21 protein-coding genes and 1 tRNA gene are annotated in these 22,846 nt (G+C 50.4%); 8 read left to right on the forward strand and 14 right to left on the reverse strand.

The genetic code is table 11. From position 1 onward, the window contains the following. Positions 1-58: 58 nt before the first annotated feature. From EPA93_RS21750 to serS, 3 genes are all read right to left on the reverse strand, one after another. The gene (locus EPA93_RS21750) at positions 59-1,543 is read right to left on the reverse strand and encodes a DUF4388 domain-containing protein (protein WP_165423310.1); all 1,485 of its coding nucleotides are present in this window, start codon (positions 1,541-1,543) and stop codon (positions 59-61) included. A gap of 262 nt (positions 1,544-1,805) precedes the next feature. Next, positions 1,806-1,889: transfer RNA gene (locus tag EPA93_RS21755), tRNA-Ser, on the reverse strand. A gap of 117 nt (positions 1,890-2,006) precedes the next feature. Next, the gene (gene serS, locus EPA93_RS21760; RefSeq protein ID WP_129894609.1) at positions 2,007-3,272 is read right to left on the reverse strand and encodes a serine--tRNA ligase; all 1,266 of its coding nucleotides are present in this window, start codon (positions 3,270-3,272) and stop codon (positions 2,007-2,009) included. 418 nt (positions 3,273-3,690) lie between these two features. Between serS and EPA93_RS21765 the strand changes: the two genes are divergently transcribed. The 4 genes from EPA93_RS21765 (at position 3,691) to EPA93_RS21780 (ending at position 7,570) form a co-directional block, all read left to right on the forward strand. After that, complete coding sequence (locus EPA93_RS21765) at positions 3,691-4,518, forward strand: sugar phosphate isomerase/epimerase family protein (protein ID WP_129889529.1); 828 nt, start codon at positions 3,691-3,693, stop codon at positions 4,516-4,518. A gap of 150 nt (positions 4,519-4,668) precedes the next feature. Then, the gene (locus EPA93_RS21770; protein WP_165423311.1) at positions 4,669-5,142 is read left to right on the forward strand and encodes a ribonuclease FAU-1 family protein; all 474 of its coding nucleotides are present in this window, start codon (positions 4,669-4,671) and stop codon (positions 5,140-5,142) included. Between the two features lie 57 nt (positions 5,143-5,199). Further along, positions 5,200-5,634: a HEAT repeat domain-containing protein gene (locus tag EPA93_RS21775; RefSeq protein ID WP_129889531.1), complete on the forward strand. Its 435-nt coding sequence runs from the start codon at positions 5,200-5,202 to the stop codon at positions 5,632-5,634. Positions 5,635-5,848: 214 nt separating this feature from the next. Then, positions 5,849-7,570, forward strand: a complete 1,722-nt coding sequence (locus tag EPA93_RS21780) for an ArnT family glycosyltransferase (RefSeq protein ID WP_129889532.1) — start codon at positions 5,849-5,851, stop codon at positions 7,568-7,570. Positions 7,571-7,640: 70 nt separating this feature from the next. Here the strand turns inward: EPA93_RS21780 and EPA93_RS21785 are convergent, their stop codons facing one another. Then, a complete protein-coding gene (locus tag EPA93_RS21785; protein WP_165423312.1) occupies positions 7,641-9,005 on the reverse strand; it encodes an acyltransferase family protein in 1,365 nt (454 codons plus the stop codon). A 333-nt stretch (positions 9,006-9,338) separates the two neighbouring features. On the opposite strand from EPA93_RS21785, the gene EPA93_RS21790 reads away from it, so the two are divergent. After that, positions 9,339-9,803, forward strand: coding sequence for an HAD family hydrolase (locus EPA93_RS21790; protein WP_207229620.1), 465 nt, complete (start codon positions 9,339-9,341; stop codon positions 9,801-9,803). Positions 9,804-9,967: 164 nt separating this feature from the next. Here the strand turns inward: EPA93_RS21790 and EPA93_RS21795 are convergent, their stop codons facing one another. The 5 genes from EPA93_RS21795 to EPA93_RS21815 all read right to left on the reverse strand — a co-directional run bounded on the left by EPA93_RS21795 (position 9,968) and on the right by EPA93_RS21815 (position 13,983). Further along, complete coding sequence (locus EPA93_RS21795) at positions 9,968-10,543, reverse strand: GTP-binding protein (protein WP_129889534.1); 576 nt, start codon at positions 10,541-10,543, stop codon at positions 9,968-9,970. A gap of 15 nt (positions 10,544-10,558) precedes the next feature. Further along, complete coding sequence (locus EPA93_RS21800) at positions 10,559-11,053, reverse strand: roadblock/LC7 domain-containing protein (protein WP_129889535.1); 495 nt, start codon at positions 11,051-11,053, stop codon at positions 10,559-10,561. 61 nt (positions 11,054-11,114) lie between these two features. Then, positions 11,115-11,480 (reverse strand): roadblock/LC7 domain-containing protein, encoded by a 366-nt coding sequence (locus tag EPA93_RS21805; protein ID WP_129889536.1) that lies wholly within the window; start codon positions 11,478-11,480, stop codon positions 11,115-11,117. A 502-nt stretch (positions 11,481-11,982) separates the two neighbouring features. Then, entirely contained in the window at positions 11,983-13,485 is a 1,503-nt protein-coding gene (gene guaB / locus EPA93_RS21810) for an IMP dehydrogenase (protein ID WP_129889537.1), read from the reverse strand. Positions 13,486-13,818: 333 nt separating this feature from the next. Further along, a complete protein-coding gene (locus EPA93_RS21815; protein WP_207229621.1) occupies positions 13,819-13,983 on the reverse strand; it encodes a lmo0937 family membrane protein in 165 nt (54 codons plus the stop codon). A gap of 413 nt (positions 13,984-14,396) precedes the next feature. Between EPA93_RS21815 and EPA93_RS21820 the strand changes: the two genes are divergently transcribed. The 3 genes from EPA93_RS21820 to EPA93_RS21830 all read left to right on the forward strand — a co-directional run bounded on the left by EPA93_RS21820 (position 14,397) and on the right by EPA93_RS21830 (position 17,617). Continuing rightward, positions 14,397-15,389 carry an ABC transporter ATP-binding protein gene (locus EPA93_RS21820; protein WP_129889538.1) on the forward strand — a complete coding sequence of 331 codons (993 nt, stop codon included), beginning with the start codon at positions 14,397-14,399 and terminating at the stop codon, positions 15,387-15,389. Between the two features lie 2 nt (positions 15,390-15,391). Beyond that, on the forward strand, positions 15,392-16,177 hold the full coding sequence (locus tag EPA93_RS21825; RefSeq protein ID WP_129889539.1) for an ABC transporter permease: 786 nt from the start codon (positions 15,392-15,394) through the stop codon (positions 16,175-16,177). 447 nt (positions 16,178-16,624) lie between these two features. After that, positions 16,625-17,617, forward strand: coding sequence for a GAF domain-containing protein (locus EPA93_RS21830; protein ID WP_129889540.1), 993 nt, complete (start codon positions 16,625-16,627; stop codon positions 17,615-17,617). A gap of 151 nt (positions 17,618-17,768) precedes the next feature. Here EPA93_RS21830 and EPA93_RS21835 read toward each other — a convergent pair whose 3' ends face one another. The 5 genes from EPA93_RS21835 to fgd all read right to left on the reverse strand — a co-directional run bounded on the left by EPA93_RS21835 (position 17,769) and on the right by fgd (position 22,742). Continuing rightward, positions 17,769-18,272, reverse strand: a complete 504-nt coding sequence (locus EPA93_RS21835) for a vitamin K epoxide reductase family protein (RefSeq protein ID WP_165423313.1) — start codon at positions 18,270-18,272, stop codon at positions 17,769-17,771. 148 nt (positions 18,273-18,420) lie between these two features. After that, positions 18,421-19,083, reverse strand: a complete 663-nt coding sequence (locus tag EPA93_RS21840; RefSeq protein ID WP_129889542.1) for a class I SAM-dependent methyltransferase — start codon at positions 19,081-19,083, stop codon at positions 18,421-18,423. 55 nt (positions 19,084-19,138) lie between these two features. Next, complete coding sequence (locus tag EPA93_RS21845) at positions 19,139-20,197, reverse strand: ABC transporter ATP-binding protein (RefSeq protein WP_129889543.1); 1,059 nt, start codon at positions 20,195-20,197, stop codon at positions 19,139-19,141. Between the two features lie 15 nt (positions 20,198-20,212). Further along, positions 20,213-21,292: an ABC transporter ATP-binding protein gene (locus tag EPA93_RS21850; protein WP_129889544.1), complete on the reverse strand. Its 1,080-nt coding sequence runs from the start codon at positions 21,290-21,292 to the stop codon at positions 20,213-20,215. A 436-nt stretch (positions 21,293-21,728) separates the two neighbouring features. Then, entirely contained in the window at positions 21,729-22,742 is a 1,014-nt protein-coding gene (fgd, locus tag EPA93_RS21855; protein WP_129889545.1) for a glucose-6-phosphate dehydrogenase (coenzyme-F420), read from the reverse strand. Between the last annotated feature and the right edge of the window lie 104 nt (positions 22,743-22,846).

Below are 22,846 nucleotides of genomic sequence, written 5' to 3' on the forward strand. Positions count from 1 at the left end.
CATAACTCCGTTCAACAACCTCGATCAACCCGAACCCACGTATTAGAGATACAAGAACTTAGCGCCCTCCTACTGGAGCAAAAGAGCCATTATTGGCCTGCGGCGGAGGAGATGCAACCCAGCCTCGTCCAGGAACAAACGTAGCACCACTGCCACCATTGCCCCACTGTGATTGCGTCTCAAAAGGCAATCCTGGCTGAGATACATTTGGCATCGACCATGGCTGCGCCGCCGAAGACGCATAGCCTGGAGTTACATATCCCATACTCATACCCGAAGCTACATATTCCTGCGAGACGGGAGAGAGCTCCTGCATAGGAGCTGGCTGCTGTGCCGGCTGCGCCACATGAATTAAACCTTCTGCAATAAGTTCACCAGCCACCTGGCAGATGATCTCAGGCAGCATGGACAGCTCTTGCGAAGCAACCTGCAGTGTTGTACGACCGTCCGCGCGCGTTAACAGCCTCCATTGATCAGGGGTAAGCTGTACGGGAGGATTTTTCTCCCGGAACGCCGAAAGATCCGCAGGAATGAGGAGCATATCAGGGCGCATAAAAGTAGTATCTATACGCCTTGGCGGTATAGGAACTTTAACGGGCACAGGCAACGAAATAGCCAGAGAAGAATCGCCTGCATCATTTCCCAGTAAAGAGAGCGAGCCAGTACTCGGTGCAGGGGCAGAAGCTGCTTCCAGATTGGGCAGAAACAATGACTCCTCTTGCGGAGCAGAAACTGGCCTCATATCAGGGGTTATCAACGGCTCCATCTGCGGCGCTACTGCGGGCATCTTCTTTGACACTACAGGCATTTTAGCCTGAGATGGCTGTGCAGGTACAGCCGGCTGTTGAGGATGCTCTGGCGCCTTAAGGTTAGGTGACAGCGCTTCAGGTGTTGATGGCGCCGCTTTAGCAGAGGGATCAGTAAAGAATTGTGAGGCACTCATCAGGGTAGGAATTTTAGCTATATCGGGCATATCAGGCGAAGGGGTCGAGGGGGCAGGACGTTGGGGTGCTGGCTGTTCACTGACTGCCGGACTTGACTGCAAAGGCTGCGATATAGGAGCCGATCCCGAGGACTGCGGGAGCAAAGTCAGCAGCGAGGAGACAGAGAGAGCTACCAGCAAACGATCAGCCTGGGGGGCCACACCTTCCTCAAAGTGTATCTCGCCACTCGCCCAGGTCAGCATAATACGCAAAACTTCCAACGCCTTATTAGTTGACCAGGTGCGTAACTCTTCATGACCTACATGCCCTAGATCCATCAAAGTCAGGGCCATCCGTGTCTCGCCGGGCCGCGGCTCTCCAATAGTGAGCATAGTTTCTTGCAAAGCATGAGGAGTAATCAACCCATCATGCAGCAATCGCTCTCCTAATGTGGCATTTGTGCGAACGGGACCAATGCACATCAAGCGTCCATCACGAAAATAAAACTCTACCCAATGTGCCCCTTGCTTAATTACTAATAAACCGGTCTTGCTAAATGCCTCGACCCGCTGCAAAACGCTTGCCAGATTGAGTTGCTCTAACCTACCTATGAGTGACACAATAACTCACCGTCCGTCCAAAACGGCCCTGGTGCAGAGCGTACTTTCTATCCCCCACAGATATGCACCTGCACAAGGGTCCAACTACAATTTATAGTAATACGCATCTCAACTATATCGCATAAGATTCATTGTAAGCTACCAGGCTGTTGACAGCACTGTCAACATCTAGAGGTGAGGGCACGTTCCACGATAAAGCTAGAGGGTAAATTATAGTAGAAGAACAGAATCGTGGATAGGGAAGCCCTCATAAGATTTGGCACGGAAGGAGAGGGATTCGAACCCCCGGGGCTGTTAACCCAGCTGTTTTCAAGACAGCCGCAATAGACCACTCTGCCATCCTTCCACCGGTAGTGTACCATATCCTCTCGCTATTTGGAAGGGGCTAAAGGAAATAATAGCCCACAAAGTACTTTTATCCTAAACAGGCGTATTTCTAGATCTTTCACAGGGCCATATAAGCTCATTGAGAAGCTGCAGTTAACAGCGATGTTCCCATAAATGGGCGTAGGACCTTTGGGATAACTACAGTGCCATCGGCCTGTTGATACACTTCAAGCAAAGCCGCCATAGTACGCCCCACCGCCAGGCCCGATGCATTTAACGTATGCACGTACTCGGTACGAGCTCCATTAGCTGGTCGATACTTAATGTTAGCCCGTCGAGCCTGAAAAGCCTCACAGTTGCTTATAGAGGCGATTTCCACATACTCTTGCTGGGAAGGCATCCATACTTCAATATCAAATGTCTTTGCCGCAGAGAAAGGCAAATTCTTAGCACACAGCTCTACCACGCGATAGGGGAGATCCAGGTAACGCAAAATAGCCTCAGCATGTGAGCGCATCTGCTCCAGCGCATAATACGAATCTTGCGGAGTCACGATCTGGAACAGCTCAACTTTATTAAACTGATGCAAACGGATCAGGCCGCGCGTATGGTGCGAGACCGAGCCCGCTTCACGCCGAAAAGCAGTTGTCCAGGAGGCATAGCGTATTGGCAAATTGTCGCCTAGCAGGATCGAGCTGCTGTGCATACCAACCAGCGGAACCTCCGCCGTTGGATTGAGATAAAGCTCATCATCAGAGCAGGCATAGGCTTGCTCCTCGAACTTTGGCAGTTGTCCTGCTCCCGTCATCACCGAACGCCTGGCAAGAAAGGGGGGTAGAATTTCAGTATAGCCGTGCTCACGCGTATGCACATCTAGCATGAAGGAGATCAGGGCTCGCTCTAGCCGCGCACCTGCCCCCTTCAGGGTCACAAAGCGGCTTCCGGCGATGCGCGCTCCACTTTCCGCATCAATGATGCCTAATTGTTCACCTAGCTCCCAGTGAGCACGCGGCTCAAAATAATAGGTAATCGGCTCTCCCCATACCTGCACCTCGCGATCGGCATCGCAATCTTGCACGCTCTCATGAGGCAGATTAGGAAAGTCGAGCAATAGCAATCTTAGATGAGTGTCGACATCAGAAACCTGCAGCTCAAGCTTGCGAATATCAATCATCGTGGCCTTCGTTTGCGCATTAAGAGCCTGGCGCTTTTCGTCCTGGGCTGTACGCAACGTTTCTTTTAGCCCTTTGAGCCCTGCATAAAGTCCATCTTTACGCGTGATCAACCCTCTTCGCTGTTCGGCCAGGCGCACAATGTCGTCAAACTTGCGCATATCGCGCCGCCGCCGCAGAGCTTCTTGCACCACTTGAGGGTGCTGGCAAATAAAATCAAGGCTTAGCATAGCAGATATAGTATAGCACATCTACAGCAAATTGTTCTTCTACCTGTCGTTTTTATGATATGCTACTTGCCTGCATCCGTAGAGGCTTTCTGGCTCCTTTTGCCGGGCACCTACGTCAGTAGTAGGTAAGAAAATATGAAATTAAATCCATTATTTTCTCTATTAATAGAGGTACTTTCTACCCATATCTGATCAAATATAATAGCAATGCCACTTATGCAAATATACAACAAATTTTTGCAGCTTCCTGTTACTATATGTTCCCTCAGCTCTTATCAGCAAATTGCCAAGATATTCATGCTATAATAAAGAAGCCAATCAAGCGCCCTCTACGCCGGAGGGCCGGCGATCAGATCAACTCAACGCCATGCATATGACTCTTGCTGCAGCATTTTAGTTGAGGAGCTATATAAATTTTATGTCCAAAACAGTACAATTACTCTGCTCTACAGGGGCCTTCAGCCATTACCCCGATTTTACCAGCCATGAGATGGTGCTAGAATACGGGCCACAACTTGGGATAGATGCTCTTGAATTAATGTTTTATCCCAGCTGGTACCCCCGGCTCGAACAGGTGGCCACCGATTTGCAGCGATCCGGCCTGCAATTTCCCGTCATTCATGCCGAAAAGAATGTAGGCATCTTTTCAGGCAAAGTGGATACTGAACAGCAAGCGCGAGCAGAGCGAGAACTTGCTGCCAACTGCTATTTAGGCAGTCTCCTTGGCAGCAGAGTGCTAGTTCTGCACCTGTGGGGCTGGCCCGAGTTCGATGCCCATCTAGAGCATGATCTTCAAGCGCTCCCTCAGTTCCTTGATATCGCCAGGCAGCACGATATAGAGCTAGCAATCGAGACTATTCCTTGCAAGCAGGCCGATCCGCTAACGAATATACAGCGCGTCCTTGCCTGCGATATGCGGAGCCGGGTAGCCCTGGACACCGAATTTCTTGCCACTCACAAGCAAATTGAAGAGGTCTTTACGCACGAATGGCTCTGGTCCGAGCGCTACGTGCGCCATGTACACATCAAAGATTTTGATGGACAACCGTTTACCGCCACTGGTCAACGCCGTTATCTGCATCCAGGCGAGGGTAGTATCGACTTTACACGCTTCTTTGCACAGCTGAAACAGCACTCCTTCGACGGCTTTATCAGTTTAGAAGCTTCCGCAATAGATAATGCAGGCCGAGTTAATATCAATACATTACGGGAGAGTTTGAGCGTTATCAGCAATTTACTGGCTTGACTTATCCACGTGTTAAGGATAGTTTCCAGAGAGCTCAGAGGAGACCATGGCGAGCTCTCTGATCTTTTTTGACATAGTGAACAGACTTGCGATACACTATTCATGTTTGCCAGAATCCTCAATATCAGAGAAGCCAGGGAAAAGAGTCCAATGATCACTGTTGTCAAACAGGACCCGCAAGGCAATACCATGCTTCGCTATCAGGGTGAAGTTATCAAGCGCCTGCCACGGGAAATAATCATTCGAGCTGGCTGGACATTACCAGCCAAGGATCTAGGCTACGCCCGGTTTGAGCCCGGCGATACCTTTACCGAATATTACTACGCCGACCGCTGGTTTAATATCTTTGATATTACAAGCGCTGATAATACACGTAAAGGCTGGTATTGCAATGTAGGTGAGCCAGCCGTTATCTCGCAAGATAGAATAGCACAAATCGATCTCTTTTTAGATGTCTGGGTAGCACCCCAGGGCAATTCCTTGATTCTTGACGAGGACGAGTTCGCGACAGCAACTACGCTCAGCGAGGCCCAGCGTCAGGGAGCCAGAGAAGGTTTACAAGCCCTCCTGCAGATGATCGAAGCTCGTCAGGAAATATTCGCGGAGATTGTAGATAATTCTTAAAGCATTCAGTACGCTATTGTGGAGGAGGCACTTCTACCTCCTGAAGGGATTTTATTGATGGAAAAATGGGACGCCGGACCTCTGCAGTCATGGTCCGCTTCCAAAACAAGCGATGGAAATATCATCGAGCTTGAGTCGCGCAAACAGCTACACCATAGGCTCCATGAATTGATAAAACTTAGCGCCAATAGTTCACTGACCCGCAGCGATTTAAGGCAAAGCTTCAGCACCAACTTTGCCACCTTTGGACCTCGTTTCATTATCCAACTCGTACGCATGTTGCCCTGCTGCGATCATGCAGAACGACAAGCTATCGTCTGGCTCTTAACGCTTATAGACGACGAAACAGCTATCGAACCGCTACGACAGATCGTCCACAACGAGGGCCTTTCCCGCTCCATACGGCTCTCCGCCTCTCTGGCCCTGGCTGGCATGAGTATCGACGTAGCAACTAACCCGCCTGCTAGGGCGCGTCTTTATGCCATCAGCTAATATCCGTTTTGTCTGGCAATGAGGAAAGACCAGGTGATCTTTTTCTAACAGGACTTAAAGACAAAATATTTGACTCTACTGATGAAATGGTGTAGCCTATAGCCCAGCAATTTACAGCTTCCACTACGCCTAAAAATTCATCTCGCTTACTATAAAAAGGAGCTTGCACATTATTGCATCCACAGCTATAAATAATGTGTAATAACTTATTTTAATGAAATATATCAAATTTACCGCCTATGAATTGACGGCTCTAGTGCTCATCATTTTTGCTTCATTATTGCGCTTGCTTCTAATTAGCCAACGTTGGCCCCTGACGAACAGCGATGAGGGCACTATCGGTATCATGGCTCTACACATCGCATATAGAGGAGAAACTCCTGTCTTTTTCTATGGTCAACATTACATGGGAGCATTACAGGCATATCTAGGAGCTCTACTTTTTCACCTCTTCGGAGCTTCTCTATTCTCATTACGGCTTGGCCTCGTTCTCATGTTTATACTCTTTCTCGTCAGCACTTACCTGCTTACCAGCACGCTTTACTCCAAAGGGCTGGCCCTGGTCTCTGTATTTCTTCTGAGCATCGGCTCAAACTATATGTACGCTCGTGAGCTCAGCGCCATCGGAGGTTATCCCGAGACGATCCTCTTTGGCTCGCTGGCTTTTCTCTTCGCTTCCAGGCTCGCCCTATCATATAACTCGATACAGCCCCTGCCTCAACAGCGCAGGCGTCTCGCCTACTATATTTGCTGGGGCATTGTAGTAGGGCTGGGATTATGGAGCGATCTGCTCATTATTCCATTTGTCCTTATGTCTGGCCTGCTGATTCTATTCTTTTGCTGGCGCGAGCTCCTCCGCATGCTTTCTACCCTGGGTATATCGTTGGGTTTGACGATAGGCGCTTACCCCCTAATCAGCTATAACCTTAAGGCTGCCCCCGGTCAGGATTCATTGACGACACTCTGGCTACTACAGCATGGGGGAAGCTCTCATCTCGGGCTTAACTATCACATCCTCGCCAGAGAAATACTAGGAACCTTCCAGATCAGCATACCCATGATGACAGGGAATCCCTTTTGCCCGGTAACGGAGCTAGCATTTCTGGGTCCCTCAAGTCCACATACGCCAACATGCACAGCCCTACATAGCATCTGGGGCTCCGGTTACTTGCTGCTTCTAGCCATCTCAATTATTCTGAGCGCCCTCACTATTTTTCACCTATGGCGCAAACGGCATAAGAGCTCAGCGGATCAAGAGCTCAAGCATGCACTGACCCGCTACAGCGCGCGCCTGCTCCTGCTGGGTAGCGCGGTACTGGCCTTATACCTCTATACTTTTAGCGCCGCCCCCATCGATTGGCCAGGCATTCACGCACGCTATCTGATTGGCCTCCTCATTGCAACTCCAGCGATCATCTGGCCTCTATGGAGCGCGCTAAGTAGCGCTAAAAAGCAGGCAAGCATATGGGCACACTCTAAGGCGTTCATTAGCCTGGTTGCCCTGGCCTTTATCAGCATTATGTTCCTGCTTGGCAGCGTACTAACACTTGGCGAGCTGCCTTCTACCCGGCTTGCCAACCAGCAAGACGACGAACTTATCAAGAACCTGTTACATATAGGCGCAAGCCATATCTATACAGACTACTGGACCTGCAATAAGATCGCCTTTGAGAGCAAAGAACAAATTATTTGTGGCGTCATCGATAACGCGCTACAGCCCAGCCATAACCGCGATGCCCAATACTATACGCTGGTCAAATCCGATCCCCGCTCAGCCTATGTCTTCCAGGCTAATGCCCAAAACCCCGCTGTTTTGAAAAAAGTTGCCGAGGAGCCAGAAAAGTATCGGCGTTTTGCCTTTAATGGCTATGTTATCTATCAGCCGCTAGCCGTCAGTTCTCCCGCTGGTCCGGTACCGGCCACACAAGGTCGGTAATAAAAACTATGTACCAACCTGCCAGGCAGGCCGGCACATAAGCAGGCCGAGGATGCAGGGCTTGTTTGCTTTAGCCTGACCTTTGCTCGCGCTCGCGTGACTTATTACCAAGATCAACCCAGGGCTTCTCGACAAGGACAAAAAGCAGGAACATGCACGGCACAATAAAAACGAAGAGCCAGCCCCAATAGAGGCTATAGAGTGCAGCATTCCACCAGCCCTGCAAGAAGATAACAAAATGACTGGTAAAAAATTCAAGCAACTTCAAATGCCACATATAGAGGCCGTACGAGAGTATCCCCAGCCAGCGCAAGGGTGACCACTCAAAAGGTGCCCGTAACCAGGAAGCGCCGAAGAGGATCGCAGCAATACACAGCCCATACCCGATAGAGAAACCGAGCTCACTCACATAATTATAAACAGGCGGAAATTGATCTAGCACTAACCAGGTATGTGGATTATCGAGATTAAATTTCCAGCAGGCCATAACCAGAAGCCAGAGCAGGCCTACAACCCAGAGCCAGGGATGGAGGCGCCGCAAGAGCTCATTCAGCCTGGACTCAGGAGGCAAGGCCCGCGCAACCGTGTAGCAAGAACTTAGTAACATGCCCACAGCAAAGTCCTCAAGAAATTTGCCGTGCAAACCGCTTCCTTGTGCGCCATACACAAATGGCATAATCACGTTTAATACAGAGCGCGGAACAAGAAATGACTGATCAGGATGCGCAGTCAGATAGATGCCCCCGTAACGCGAGAGAAGTCCCCAGGCAATCACAGCGCTCAGGCAAGCCATAAGCAAACAGACGCGCCTTTTTAGAGAGCCTCGGCGCACAATCCAGGCAATAGCCAGCGCTAGAAAGGGCAACAGGAGATAAAATTGCCACTCAACAGCCAGCGACCAGAACGGACCATTTAGCTCGCGATACGTCTGCGGGAAAGAATCCATAAACAGCGTCAAGAAGAGCCCGAGGCGAACAAGATGATCGCGCTGTAGATACTCGTGATGCTCCAGCAAGATCATCAATAACAGTGTTACATAATAGGCAGGCAAAATGCGCAGGGCTCGGCGAAAGTAGAAAAAGCGCATCGAAGGCCAGGGAGCATCGAACAAAAGAGACTTTGCATATGGTAAAAAAAGCAAGAATCCAGAAAGCAGAAAAAAAAGCGTGACCCCCGTATCACCAGCAAAAGCCAGAGCGCTAATCACGGGAGGGAGCTGGTCGGGCTTCCATAAAACGATATCATGAGTCGTTACTAGAGTAAGATGATAGGCAACTACGCTAAGACAGGCAATAGCTCGAATGCCATCCAGAGGAGCAATAGTACTTTTGCGCCTATTGCCCTCTAAAACATATCCCAGCCATTGGCCCAGCATATGAAATAGATGTTGTAAGTAGAGATATCCATGTCGAATTGGTTGCTGAATACGAATCAAGCCTCTTCCTTTCAAGACTACAATTACATTACTTAATAACGCCATGTGCAAACTTCCGGTTCAATGCACTGGCCGCAGGGAAGAGTAAGGAGAGCGCGCGCTGCTAGCGTCGAGACAATACAACTATCAAATGCTCAGCGCATCAACCTGCTCGCCAATTTATCGCGACATCTAATTTTATCAGCTGCACATAGTCTTATAACGACCAACATCCTCTTAATGACACAAGCACTAAAATTTGGGACCAAAAACAGAGGGCGCCCCTAAACTTGCGTAAGAGCAAATAACTAATGTATTCTTTAGGATGAGAAACAATAGGAGGAACAGAAACACTTGGCAATCCGCATAGAGATTCCCCAAAGAGGAACCATCGAACTGCAGCATGCAGTTTTTGACATCAATGGTACCCTGGCCGTTGACGGTATAGCAATACCAGAAGTCGCCGATCGTCTGAGCCTGCTAGCCCCTCAGATCTCGCTTCACTTCCTCACAGCGGGCACGCACGGAAACCAGGCAGGTCTGGAGAGAACGCTTGGTTTTCCGCTCCATACCATCCATAAAGGGGATGAAAAGATGAGATATGTACAGCAGCTCGGCCCTTCCCACGTTGTAGCCGTTGGCAACGGCATTAACGATTGTGCTATGCTCCGCCTGGCAGTTCTTGGCATAGCCGTATTGGGGAAAGAAGGCCTGGCCACGCGCACCTGGCAGGCGGCAGATATTTTAGTGCAAAATCCCCTTGATGCCTTAGACCTTTTATTGCAGCCAAAGCGGCTCATTGCCACGCTGCGAGGCTAGCAACAAGCAAACGCATCAGCTGGCCAGTCGTCATCAACTGGCCACCTTCTCATCTGTATCTCGCTCTCTTGTGTACCCAGATGTGCCGTATCGAGCATAGGTAGAAAACAAAAATAAGAGATAGCACCATGCTAATGCTCGCCAGACACAAAAATAAGAAAAAACTAGAGCTGCGCGATGACGCGCTTACTTATAGAGCGCAAAGTCGCGAATACGCCCTTACCACTAGAGGCCACGGCCTCAAAACTGGGCACGCGAAAACGATTGAGATGGTATTCAAGCAATGGCACAGGAAGAGCATTTGGCATATCGCGCTTATTCCATTGCATGACTAGAGGGAAAGTCGCCAGATTCTTATCAAAGCGGCGCAGATTCATCTCTAGCTCCCATAAGCTCTGCTTATTTTCCTCAAACTTATCGGCCTGCGAATCCACAACAAAGACCACCCCATCCACGCCATCAAGGACCGCGCGGCGCGTTCCCTCATAGAGGGATTGCCCAGGCACCGTATACAGATGGAAACGTGTTTCGAAGCCCTGTACACTGCCAAGATTAAGTGGTAGGAAATCAAAGAAGAGCGTACGGTCAGTCTCAGTGGCAATAGAGAATAGCTTCCCACGAACGCTGGAAGGAATGCTCCTGAACACATACTGCAGGTTCGTCGTTTTTCCGCAATAGCCTATGCCATAATAGACGATCTTGCAATGAATTTCACGAGTTGCAATCTTAATGAGAGCCATAAACGCCAGATTCCTCTAATCGCGGAAGAGCAGATCAATGGTATCCTCGACGGAAGAACGAAATTGCACGTTGAGAACCGAAGATTTAGTACGCGAAGTATCGTTTCGTACCCGCTCCAGAACGCGCGTCAGCTCATCTGAAGCTTTTTTCGAGAGCACTTTGACCAGGCCAATATGAGTCAGCCTATCAAAAATAATCACCAGGAGCCATTGCTCCTCAACCATAGAAGTATAGATATTTTCCTGTACACCCTGTTGAAAGATGTTACGAAAATCCTTCTCATCGAGTAACTTGGCAACTTCCCGAGAGGAAGAGAAGACACCAGCCAACAATGCTCCCAGGGTGGTCGCATTCCGGCGTATTCCCGTCCCCTGCACAGCAACCACCTGACCACTTTTATCAATGAGCATAGCAGAAGTGGCATTGGTATCATTCATCAGTTTTAAGAGCACCGCAGAAATAGTGGCAAGTTCACGATCTGAGATGACAAGATTTGTCAGTTGTTCCATGTACGCGCCGCCCTCCGTGTACACGCCTAGCCTAAGATAGCATCCACCATCATACTCTATGCTACGCTATATCAAGAGCCTCAAGAATTTCATTTCGACTCGCTCTAACCATATGGCGTACGCGACTAATATTCGAGGCATTTTCCAGCAAAGTAACGATCAGGGCGAAGTCTCCTAAAGGATCTACGCTCACTAACCCATGTTCATATTCCAGGAGTAGGCCCACCACACTGCCCCTTGAGATCTCCTGCCCCAGCGCCTCTGCCGTGCCCAGTCCAGAGGTCATCAAAGCCCCCACTGCCTCCATATCATCCTTGCCATCTCGCGTCAGCCCTTCAATCATCAGACCTTCCCTCCCTACCAGAATAACCTGACGCACACCAGGGATAGACAAGAAACGACTTAGCGTCTGTTTTAGATCAACCATCAGAAAACTCCAAAGTGGGTATCCCAGCGTTCACATCTGGGGAGCATACGCCATCCTCTTGCAAGGCGGCGCTTTTGTCCAGGAACACACTCCTGTGTTTACGCGAGTAACGTGAGCCGACAACGTTAGCAAGCGGTTCTTTCTGATGAGTCAGCCATCGGCAAAGCTCTCACTCCTGAGCAGTTCCGCAGAGCCGTGGCCATAGCCACGCCCTCTTCTTGCCTCTTTCTGCATATAGGCTCTCTTCATAGCATTCTTCAGCCGATAGCCTCTGGTCGAATCCAGCCAGACTCAGATAGACCCCGACAGCCCTCAATCATCCATTCGACTCCGCCTTACAACAAGATTTATCTGACTCTCTGGGACCTCTCGCTTGCGCCTATATTGAACGAATACGACCTTTGCTATTCTATCGCATGTTACTGTTAAGGTGCAATCGCATGGGACCTCTGGGCTAATCTAGCCGCCCGTCAAGCCAGACGACTAGATCCTGCCATGTCTCCTAGCGATTCTTCGTTCCGTAGTTAGGCGCTTCTTTGGTGATCATAACATCGTGCGGATGGCTCTCGCGCAAGCCAGCACTGGTGATACGTGTGAAGCGCACATTCTCCTGCATATCCCTAATCGTGGCCGCCCCGGCATATCCCATAGACTGACGCAGACCGCCAACCAGTTGATAAACCAGCGGACCAAGCATACCCTTATAAGGTACACGGGCTTCAATGCCTTCGGCAATCACATGTCCCTCATCCATAGTATCCTGGAAGTAGCGATCTTTGCTATAGCTGCGCTGCTTCATAGCCCCGATAGAACCCATTCCTCTATAGTCCTTGAAGCGCTCGCCGCGTGAAATGATCAGCTCTCCGGGGCTCTCATCCACGCCAGCCAGCAGGCTGCCAAGCATGACGGTATCGGCACCGGCCGCAATGGCTTTGGCGATATCGCCCGAGTACTGGATGCCACCGTCGCCAATTATGGGCACCTGATACTTATGTGCCACACAGGCACAATCATAAATGGCAGTGACTTGCGGCATGCCCACGCCAGCAATCACGCGCGTTGTGCAAATAGAGCCAGGTCCTATGCCAATCTTCACGCCATCAGCGCCAGCCTGGATGAGAGCCTCAGTTGCCTCAGCCGTAACAACGTTTCCAGCCACAATCTGCACTTGCTTACCAAAGTGCTCTTTAATATGGGCTACCGTCTCCAGAACCATACGCTGATGCGCATGCGAGGTATCTACAATCAGCACATCTACGCCTTCTTCAATCAAGGCGGCACAACGTGTATCCGTGTCTGGTCCAACGCCGATAGCGGCGCCCACGCGCAGACGCCCGTATTCGTCTTTAGCTGCATCGGGATAGAGGATCTTCTTCTGAATATCCTTCATGGTGATAAGGCCTTTGAGCATGCCATGTTCATCGACTACTGGCAACTTCTCAATCTTATATCTATGCAAGCTTTCGCGCGCCTGTTCCAGAGTGGTACCTACGGGGACAGTGATCAGACGGTCGCTTGTCATTAGCTCGGTAATGGGTCGCGTTACGTCAGTTTCAAAGCGGATATCACGATTCGTCAGGATGCCTACAAGCTTCCCATGCTCGGTGATTGGGATACCCGAGATATGAAAACGCTGCATCACTCTCAAGGCTTCTTGAAGGGATGCAGTCGGCTCCAGGGTGATCGGGTCAGTAATCATACCAGATTCGGAACGCTTGACCTTATCAACTTCCTGAGCCTGCTCCTCAATAGACAAATTACGGTGAATAATACCAATCCCGCCTTCTCGGGCCAGAGCTATCGCCAATCTTCCTTCCGTCACAGTATCCATCGCAGCGCTGACAATTGGAATATTGATGGAGATATTACGTGTCAGGCGGGTCTGTGTTGAAACATCACGAGGTAATACGGAAGATTCAGCAGGAATAATAAGCACATCATCGAAGGTAAGTCCTTCTTTAGCGAATTTTTCAGAAAAAGCGTCAGAGGCATGGACCAGGGACATGACGCGCGATCCTCCTTAAAAAAACGACCAGCACACCTGAAAGTGCGTGCTGGACTACCACTCTGGGAAAACACAGCAACATGCTATCTTTAATAAAACGATAAGTTAGAATATTTCCTGATAGTGTAGCACCTACGATCAGGCAACGTCAAATCTATTCTATCAATCTAACATAACATGGCAATAGATCCGCTAAGAGCCGTAGAGGAAAATACTGGAGATAAGCTAAGAGGAAAATGTGGGGTAGAAAACATAGAAAAACGCCGCTTCTCTCGCTACTGAATTAAATCAGCCGGCGCAGAAAGCGGCGTAATATACTCTTGCAGTGCTTTATTACAATGTTCGTCGCGAGCGGCTACCAAAGAACAGGTTATACAACAAGACTAACACTGCCACAACCAGCAATATATGTATCAGGCCGCCGGCAATATGCAGAGCAAACCCAAGTAGCCATAAAACGAAGAGGACAACAACAACTCCCCAAAGAATACCAAACATACTTCTTTTCTCCCTTCTGGACTTTTTCTATCTAAAGTAGCCTTTACCTTTTTTTCACTTAATCTAGCTATTATCCTTTGTAAGTCTCACTATAATTGATACGAATCATCTGCCAAAAAAGATGAGGAGAAGTATCAAGGCTTTACAGCCAGCCTGGCCAGTATGAAAGATCAGCCAGATCTTTCGCATATTTCGCTTCTCTCTGAGCCGCACTAAGAAAGTCAGCAAGGCCAGGCCATTTTTTCCCCGGCCTGGTGTCTATCCAAAGATATTGTTCATGTTTGCGCTAAGACTTGTCAGCAGACAAGAACTGCTGTACTGTATGTCATGATCCCATTTATCCAAAGAAGGTTTTGCTGCTCGCAGCAGAAGTTATCATTGCTATCTCAAGACAAGATAAGGAGTAATGTCCTATGTCTGCACATACGCAGACGACGGCCAATATGGCGCATCAAGCAGGTTCACATATTCTTGCTGCAGGTGATGATGCCATCGTCGTTGAGAATTTCAGCAAAAGCTACGGCTCCCATCGAGTCGTTGATCATTTAAGTTTCAGCGTACGGCGGGGCGAAGTTTTCGCTTTGCTTGGCCCCAATGGAGCAGGTAAAACGACGACTGTCGAGACGCTTGAAGGTTATCGCAGCCCCGACGAGGGTACTATTCGTATCCTGGGACTTGATCCAATACACGAGGCAGTAACCCTCAAACCACAGATCGGCGTTATGCTCCAACAGGACGGCCTCTATCCAGCCCTGACGGCACGGGAGATCCTGCGCCTCTTTGCCGGCTATTACGAAAACCCCCGGAACATTGATGAGCTGTTAGAGCGTGTGGGACTCACCTCAGCAGCCAAAACACGGGCCCGCCGGCTCTCTGGTGGGCAAAAACGTCGCCTGGCTCTGGCTGTCGCGTTGATAGGCAACCCTACTCTCGTTTTCCTTGACGAGCCTACCGCAGGTATGGACCCACAGGCACGCCTGACTACCTGGGAGATTGTTCGGGAGCTCAAGCAGCAAAATGTGAGCATCCTGCTCACGACGCATCTTATGGATGAGGCCGAGCGTTTGGCGGACCGGGTAGCAATTATTGATCATGGGAAGCTCATTGCACTTGATACACCGGCCAATCTGACGGGCGTGCAAAATGCTAATGTGGTCCGTTTTGTAGCGCCAGCTGGCCTTGACTGTCCCCAGCTGGCCGCGCTTCCATCTATTGGCAAGGCTGAAGAAGTACGCCCTGGTAGCTACTTGATTGAGACCAAAGAGGAAGGTTCGCTACCCAATGTGCTGGTTGAGCTTACTACCTGGCTGCGTGATCACAATATTACCCTCTCCGAGCTACATGTAGGACATGGCTCTCTTGAAGATCTCTTCCTACGCTTAACGGGATCGGAGGTACGCGAATAACCATGGCAACACAGACAACTCATCCAGCTTCTCACGCTGAAACTGGCAAAGCTGCCTCAATTGGACGCCAGATCCTGACGCAGATTCAGTTTGAACTGCTCCTCACTGCCAGGCGCGGTGAGAATGTCCTGGTCACCTTGATTGTTCCAGTTATGCTACTTATCTTCTTTACCTCACTCAATATCGTGCCCGCCGTTAATGGAAGCCCGGTTAATTTTCTTTTACCAGGCATACTTGCCCTGGCCATTATGGCTGCTGGTATGGTTAATCTAGGAATCGCAACAGCATATGAACGGTACTATGGGGTATTAAAACGCTTAGGCAGTTCACCGTTACCACGCAGCGGCCTGATTATAGCCAAGGTAATCTCCATACTTATCCTGGAAGCCTTGCAGGTTATTATCCTGGTCGGTGTAGCTATGCTCCTCTACGGTTGGAAACCTGCAGGCTCGCCACTGCTCGCGCTGCTAGCGATAGCGCTTGGGACCATCACATTTGCTTCGCTTGGCCTGGCTATGGCGGGAGGCCTACGTGCAGAAATGACGCTAGCCGGAGCAAATGCTCTCTTCCTGCTCTTCATCCTGATTGGAGGAGGTATTCTGCCTCTCAGCCACTTACCAGGGCCGCTGGCGGCAATAGCGCAGATCTTACCGGCTGCAGCTCTTACCCAGGCCTTGCAGGCGACAATGACGAATGGTGCGGCCTTTCCCGCATCCGCGCTCATCATCCTGGCTGTCTGGGCCGTCATTATTCTGCTGATCGCAATACGCACATTTAAGTGGGAATAATGGCTTATCGCTCCATATGAAGGGGCTTCGCGCAGCGGCCCTGGGGCATATCCCATAATGGCTGCTTCGCGTGAGCTCCGTCCAGGTCCCGATCAAGGATACACGTGCAGCTTTGTGGTAGCTATCAAGCACGGGCCCCTGAGTAAATGCCTACAAGTTTTCATGAGGTTTTTGCGCTCAAGGCAGCAAAGATGCCCTCTTCGCACGGCTGTTTAATTTTCACAGGCAGCAGGAGTGCAGAGGGCGGCCAGCTCTCTGCTGGGGTACGGGGCGTCCCCGTTTCCATTTCTTTTCGGCTGGGTGGGTAGGGCAAAAACAGGAAAATTAAATAACCCTGCTCTCTTCGACCAAATGTTGACATAATTATTATTCGCTGCTATGCTAACAATAGCATATAACAACGCAGGAAAGGTATAGCCTGACTGCTTCTGCAAGAGGAACAGAAAAATGCACAAACCGCGAACGTGGCGTGAGCTGCTGGGCGCGAGTATCGAGAACACCCATGAGCGAGAACGTATTGCACAGGCCCTTGGAGTCAGTCCCGTTACCCTGGTCCGCTGGGCGAAGCAAGAGTCAAATCCACGCCCCCAGAATCTCCGCCATCTCCTTAACGTTCTTCCTATGGAGCGTGAAACCCTGCTGGAGTTGATTCAGAAGGAATATCACAACTTCTCTATCTCGCCTCCTCATGACGCGAGAAGAACAGCTGCACACGAAATACCATCCGAGTTCTATGCTCGGGTCTTTCGCACCTACGTTACGGTCCCCCGCGTCCTGCGCTTTACATCACTCAGCGATCTTGTTGTCCAGCAAATCCTTGAACACCTGGATGCTCAACGTCAGGGCCTGGCTGTGATGATAGCCTGCTGCATGCCTCCATCCCACGGGGAGAAGGTAAGGAGTTTACGCGAGTGCCTGGGCCGTGGGACCTCGCCCTGGGGACAGCATCTGGAACAAGAAGCGATCCTGTTAGGGTCTGAGTCGCTGGCAGGCTATGCCGTAACCTCGCATCGTCTGGTAATGAATCCTGACTTGCGCGATAAGGATAGCTTATATCCCGGCTATAAGGCGACCTGGGAAGCCAGCGCAGTAGCGGCCCCCATTCGACGGGGAGATAAGATCGCCGGCGCAGTGCTTATCTCCAGTGCCCAGGCAAATTATTTTCAAGCTGATCAGCTTACACTTACCCAAAGCTATGCCGACCTACTCGGTCTTGCCTTCGACTTCAACGCATATTACGAGAGAAAAAGCATTGAGCTCTGGGCCTTGCCGCCACATGACATACAGAAGCCCTATCTGACCGGCTTCCGCCAACGCATTCTCTCCACTATGCTCGAAGCGACAGAGCACAGGCAAGCCATGGATTTCGCGCAGGCTGAGCAGTTAGTATGGCAGCAGATCGAACAGGAGCTCATTCAAGCCTTGCTCTCAAACCAATAGCCATAGGCCCCGGCAGACATCCAATATACATCTCCCCTGCCAGAGCCAGGTTAGTGAGAGCCCAGGCCTTCAGCGCTCTGCAGGAAGGCAGCTCTACCGAGTGGGCTATGCGCGCTTCTCCTTACCAACAGCCACAAGGTACTTGCCTGTCTTAATCATGCAAGGCCGTGACAGAAGATGGCTCTTCCTCTACATCGTACTCCTCGTCTGCTGGCGCTTCCTGCAGAAGGAATACCGCAATCAGTAAGGTCAGGAGAATAATTACATGTACCCCTGTACACCAGGCGCAGATCTTGCCAATGCGCACAATCTCTGCATAAACCAGGTAGAAGACCGTAAGCATTCCCAGAGCCGACCACACTAATTCAGCAATGCGCAGCTCGCGCTTGCCCGGCCAGAGCCGCCAGGCGCCAAATGAGAGAGCTGCATACACAACAAACCAGAAAAGGCCCGGAACAGATATCGGGATCTGTGTACCAGGCACAACAGAGTAAGGGCTGGAAAGTACGTTCTCACAGTCTACAAGGCCGCTCGTGGAGCACACCAGAGGGGCTGCATTATAATGCACAATTGTCAGGTAAATAGATATACCTATTCCTACGAGAGCGAGAATAAGCAGAGCTATTTGTCCGACTGCCTGTCGCGTATACGTCATTGAATTCATCTCCGTTTTTTGACACGGCACAATGATATACTTTAGATCTTCCAGAAATAGAATAGCTCTGTTATCGCATAATGTCAATAAATTTAGCCGCACCTCTCAAGGCCGCGAGAATGTGAACGTGCAGGGCGAGGAAGAAGGCTCATTTACGATACTGAACCCGAAAGCGCCTGACTGGGGGCTCCTCTTGATCCAGATATTCCTCAAAACGAACTTGGGTCAATCCATAAGTCTGAAAGAGCTCAAGTTCAGCACGTGTCAAAGGCCAGGGCATCTTGCCCTCATCTTCATCCGGATCGCGCCCCCGAGTGATGATCAGAAGTGTTCCCGCGGGGGCCACGAGTTGAGCTATAGCGGCCATAGCCTGGCGGCGCACTTCAACTGGTAAAACCTGGAGCGTATAAGATTCGATAATCAGGTCAAATGCACCTGTCCAGGCTTGTGGTGTGCTACACACGTCAGCTACTCTATACTGCACGCGGGTGTCGGGAAAGCGCTGCTGAGCCCAGGAAACTGCCGTTGGGGAGAGATCAAAAGCCGTCACCTGCAAGCCTTTAGAGGCCATATATTCGGCATCATCTCCCAGTCCGCAGCCAATCACCAGGGATCTAGCTCCTGCAAAATGTGTGCCATTATTCTCAAACCAGCTCACAAGATTAGGGTTTGCTGCCATATCTGCCCATTGGATGGCCCGTTCATTCCCTTTTGCTTCAGCATATAAAGTCTCAAACCACCCGATTGGATCGCCACGCTGAATGAAATCGTGAGCTAATTGTCGCGCACGTACTCTCGCGGTCTCCGTCATACAAATCCGTCCTTCATGAATTATTGTTTTCTTTACCAGATACTACGTAACAATGTTACGATGCACGCTTTTGGGCAAAATGGCATGCTGCAAAATGCGAGCCCCCATCTTTGGCCTCAAAAGAAGGCTCAACCTCGCTACAAATTTGCTGGGCCAGGGGGCAGCGCGTACGGAACCGACATCCTGTAGGAAGGTTGATCGGGCTTGGCAGATCGCCAGGAAGTATAATGCGCTGGCGCTTTTTCTCTACCTGCGGATCTGGAATAGGTATGGCCGAGAGCAATGCCTGCGTATAGGGATGGAGAGGCGCGCTATAAAGCTCATCACGATCAGCCATTTCCACAATCTTGCCCATATACATCACTGCGATACGATCGGCAACGTGACGAACCACGCTCAAATCATGCGAGACGAACAAATAAGTCAGGGCAAATTGCTTCTGTAGACGCTGTAGTAAGTTAAGCACCTGGGCACGCACAGAGACGTCTAAGGCCGAAACTGGCTCATCAGCAATCACCAGCTCGGGATTGATCGATAAGGCGCGCGCAACGGCAATACGCTGGCGCTGGCCACCGCTAAACTCATGGGGATAGCGATCAGCATATTCGGGACGCAAGCCGACTACCTTCAATAATTCAAGTACGCGGTCATGAATCTCTTGCTTTGAGCCTGTATTGTAGATCTGCATTGGCTCAGCGATCAACGAACCAATCGTAAAACGGGGGTTAAGGGAAGCATATGGATCCTGAAACACCATTTGCACGCGGCGACGAACCTGCCGCAACTTCTCGCCATCCAAGCTGGCCAGATCTAGCTCTTTATCTTGATCCTTATCCCAAAAGAGGATCTGCCCCGCGGTAGGCTCGTAGAGGCGTACGATTGCGCGTCCAATGGTAGTCTTACCCGAACCGCTCTCGCCAACCAGTCCCAAAGTCTGCCCACGTTCAATAGAAAAGCTCACGCCATCTACAGCTCGCAAATACTTTACGACTCTCCGCAATCCAGGCTTGTCAGTAGAGGCCGCGCTCCATGCAAGGCGCGCGCCTTGAGGAAAATACATCTTGAGCTCATCCACTTTGAGCAATGTCCTGTTTTCCACAAGTGTAGCAGCCATGTCTTTCATCCCTCCTTACGCTGTTTGTGACGCTTTATCGGTCACGATATTGGTTGCAGCTTTCTGAGCTTCCATGCGTGCCTGGCGACGACGCTCAGCATACTCGCGCTGCGCCGGATCTGTTACATCAATCCAACAAGCCTTGCGATGATCAGACTTGCCGGCTAATGGATCTAAAGAGGGCATGGAGCGACAGATATCACGGGCAAAGAGACAACGCGGCATGAAAGGGCAGCCGCTTGGCGGACGCAGCAAGTCAGGAGGAGTGCCTTCGATAGTTTTCAGCTCTGCGTGCACTTTATCGTCAAGGCGTGGGACCGACTCAAGCAAGCCGATAGTATAGGGATGCCTGGGATTTTCAAACAACTCATCAGTTGGCGCTTCTTCAACCACCCGGCCAGCATACATAACGATCACGCGATCGGCCATGCCTGCAACTACACCGAGATCATGCGTGATAAGGATCAGCGCTGTGCCAAACTCATTGCACACCCCATTAATCAGCTCAAGAATCTGCGCCTGCACTGTCACATCCAGCGCGGTTGTAGGCTCATCAGCGATGAGCAACTTAGGACTACAAGCCAGAGCAATCGCAATCATCACACGCTGACGCATTCCACCGCTAAACTGATGGGGATAAGCATCAACGCGTTCGGAAGCTGCAGGAATACCAACCTGTTCTAGAAGCTCAATAGCCCGCAGGCGCGCTTGCTCCTTGGAGAGCTTCAAATGGATGCGCAACCCTTCGGCTATTTGCTTACCAACAGTCATAGTGGGGTTGAGATAGGTCATGGGGTCCTGGAAGATGATTCCAATCATTGCCCCTCTCACCTTACGCATTGCGCTCTCCGGCAAGTCAAGCAGACTTTCGCCTTCAAAATAGATGTCGCCCCCTGCATATTCCCCGGCTGGCTGAGCCACAAGGCGCATAATGGAGAGCGCAGTTACACTTTTACCACACCCGCTTTCCCCAACCAGAGCTACCTTCTCGCCTGGCTTGATCGCAAAGCTTACGCCATCTACCGCACGCACGCGGCCAGCTTTAGTTCTGAAATAAGTCTTCAGATCCTGCACTTCTAGCAGAAATTCACCCAAATTAACTGCTCCTTTTATGCTTAAGATAACGCTCGATCAAAAAGAGTCAGGTCTAGCGAAAATCCTCCCGTTTCCGACAAAAGCAATTTCTGGCCCTGGCCAGTTGGGCATATTATCCTTCCTACACACTAAGATCAGTGATACGGGCTAAAATATGACACTATTTAAAAGAAAGGCCTTTCGCTTCTGCTACCTTCTTAAGGATAGAAAATACGTCCATGGAAAATCCTAAGAGATCTGGCGAGATTATAGCGAAGTTCTTTTAAGAAGCGTAATCTATTATATCAATTGCATGCTATCGTAGCAATGCATCTCAGGAGAAGATGCAAAGATTTTCTAGTTGAAGAATATGGCGAGCCAGGGCAGGGGCAAGAAAAACAGTTTAGGCTATTTTTCTTGCTACTTCCCCCGCAGTTCAGCAAGTTATATTTAGCTATTATCCCCAACGCTGCCTGATACGTGGCAAAATTTCTTTAGCATAAAGCTGCATGAAGCGCGGCTGATCATCACCTGGAGCGTGGAAGACCAGATGATTAAAGCCAAGCTCAATATACGGGCGGATCTGCTCTATATGCTCTTCCGGATCATCAGAAACTAGCCAGCGGCGATGGGCCTGGTCAGCAACTTCGGCGGCCTTGCGCTCCATCTCACGCGCATCATGGATGGCTACTTTATCCTCGGCTGATAATGCCAGTGCCGCCCAGATACGCGTATCGGCCATAGCCCGCGCGCGATCGGTATCAAACGAGACTTTGATCTCGATCATGCGATCAATGTGCTCAGGATCACGGCCAGCCGAACGGGCACCTTCCTCTAAGGAGGGCAACAATTTGTCTCGATAAAGCTCATCTCCCTTGCCAGAAGTACAGATAAAGCCATCGCCAGCTCTACCAGCAAACTTGGCGGCGACGGGACCACCTGCTCCAATATAAATGGGAATGGGCTGCTCAGGTTTATCATAAATAGTCGCGTTGCGCGTATGATAATAGTTGCCGTCGAACGTGACAAGTTCCTCTGTCCAGAGGCGCCGAATCAGATCTACTGACTCACGCAACCGAGCCAGGCGCTCTTTGGCCGGAGGCCACTCTACACCGGTAACGGCTACCTCGTTGAGGGACTCACCCGAGCCAACACCCAGGATCATACGCCCAGGATTAAGGACGCCTAATGTCCCAAAGGCCTGAGCAACGACGGCTGGCGGATAACGGAATGTAGGGGTCAGAACGCTTGTACCCAGTAGAATGCGTTTCGTTCGTTCTCCTACGGCTCCAAGCCAGGAAAAAGCAAATGGCGCGTGCCCGTCCGTATGACGCCAAGGCTGAAAATGATCACTGATCCAGACACTATCAAACCCATGGGCTTCGGCCTCAACTGCAAAGTCGAGCAGTTTCCGTGGGCCAAACTGCTCGGCGGAAGCCTTATAGCCAAGCTTTAAAGGACGATTCGCCATATATTCGTCTCCTCTTCAATACGCAAGGAACAAAACAGACAATGATACGTCTGCCACACACTTCTCTGGCAGACGTCTAGACCTTATTCTAGCACTTTTACAGA

This window comes from Ktedonosporobacter rubrisoli (genome assembly GCF_004208415.1).
GTDB lineage: Bacteria > Chloroflexota > Ktedonobacteria > Ktedonobacterales > Ktedonobacteraceae > Ktedonosporobacter > Ktedonosporobacter rubrisoli.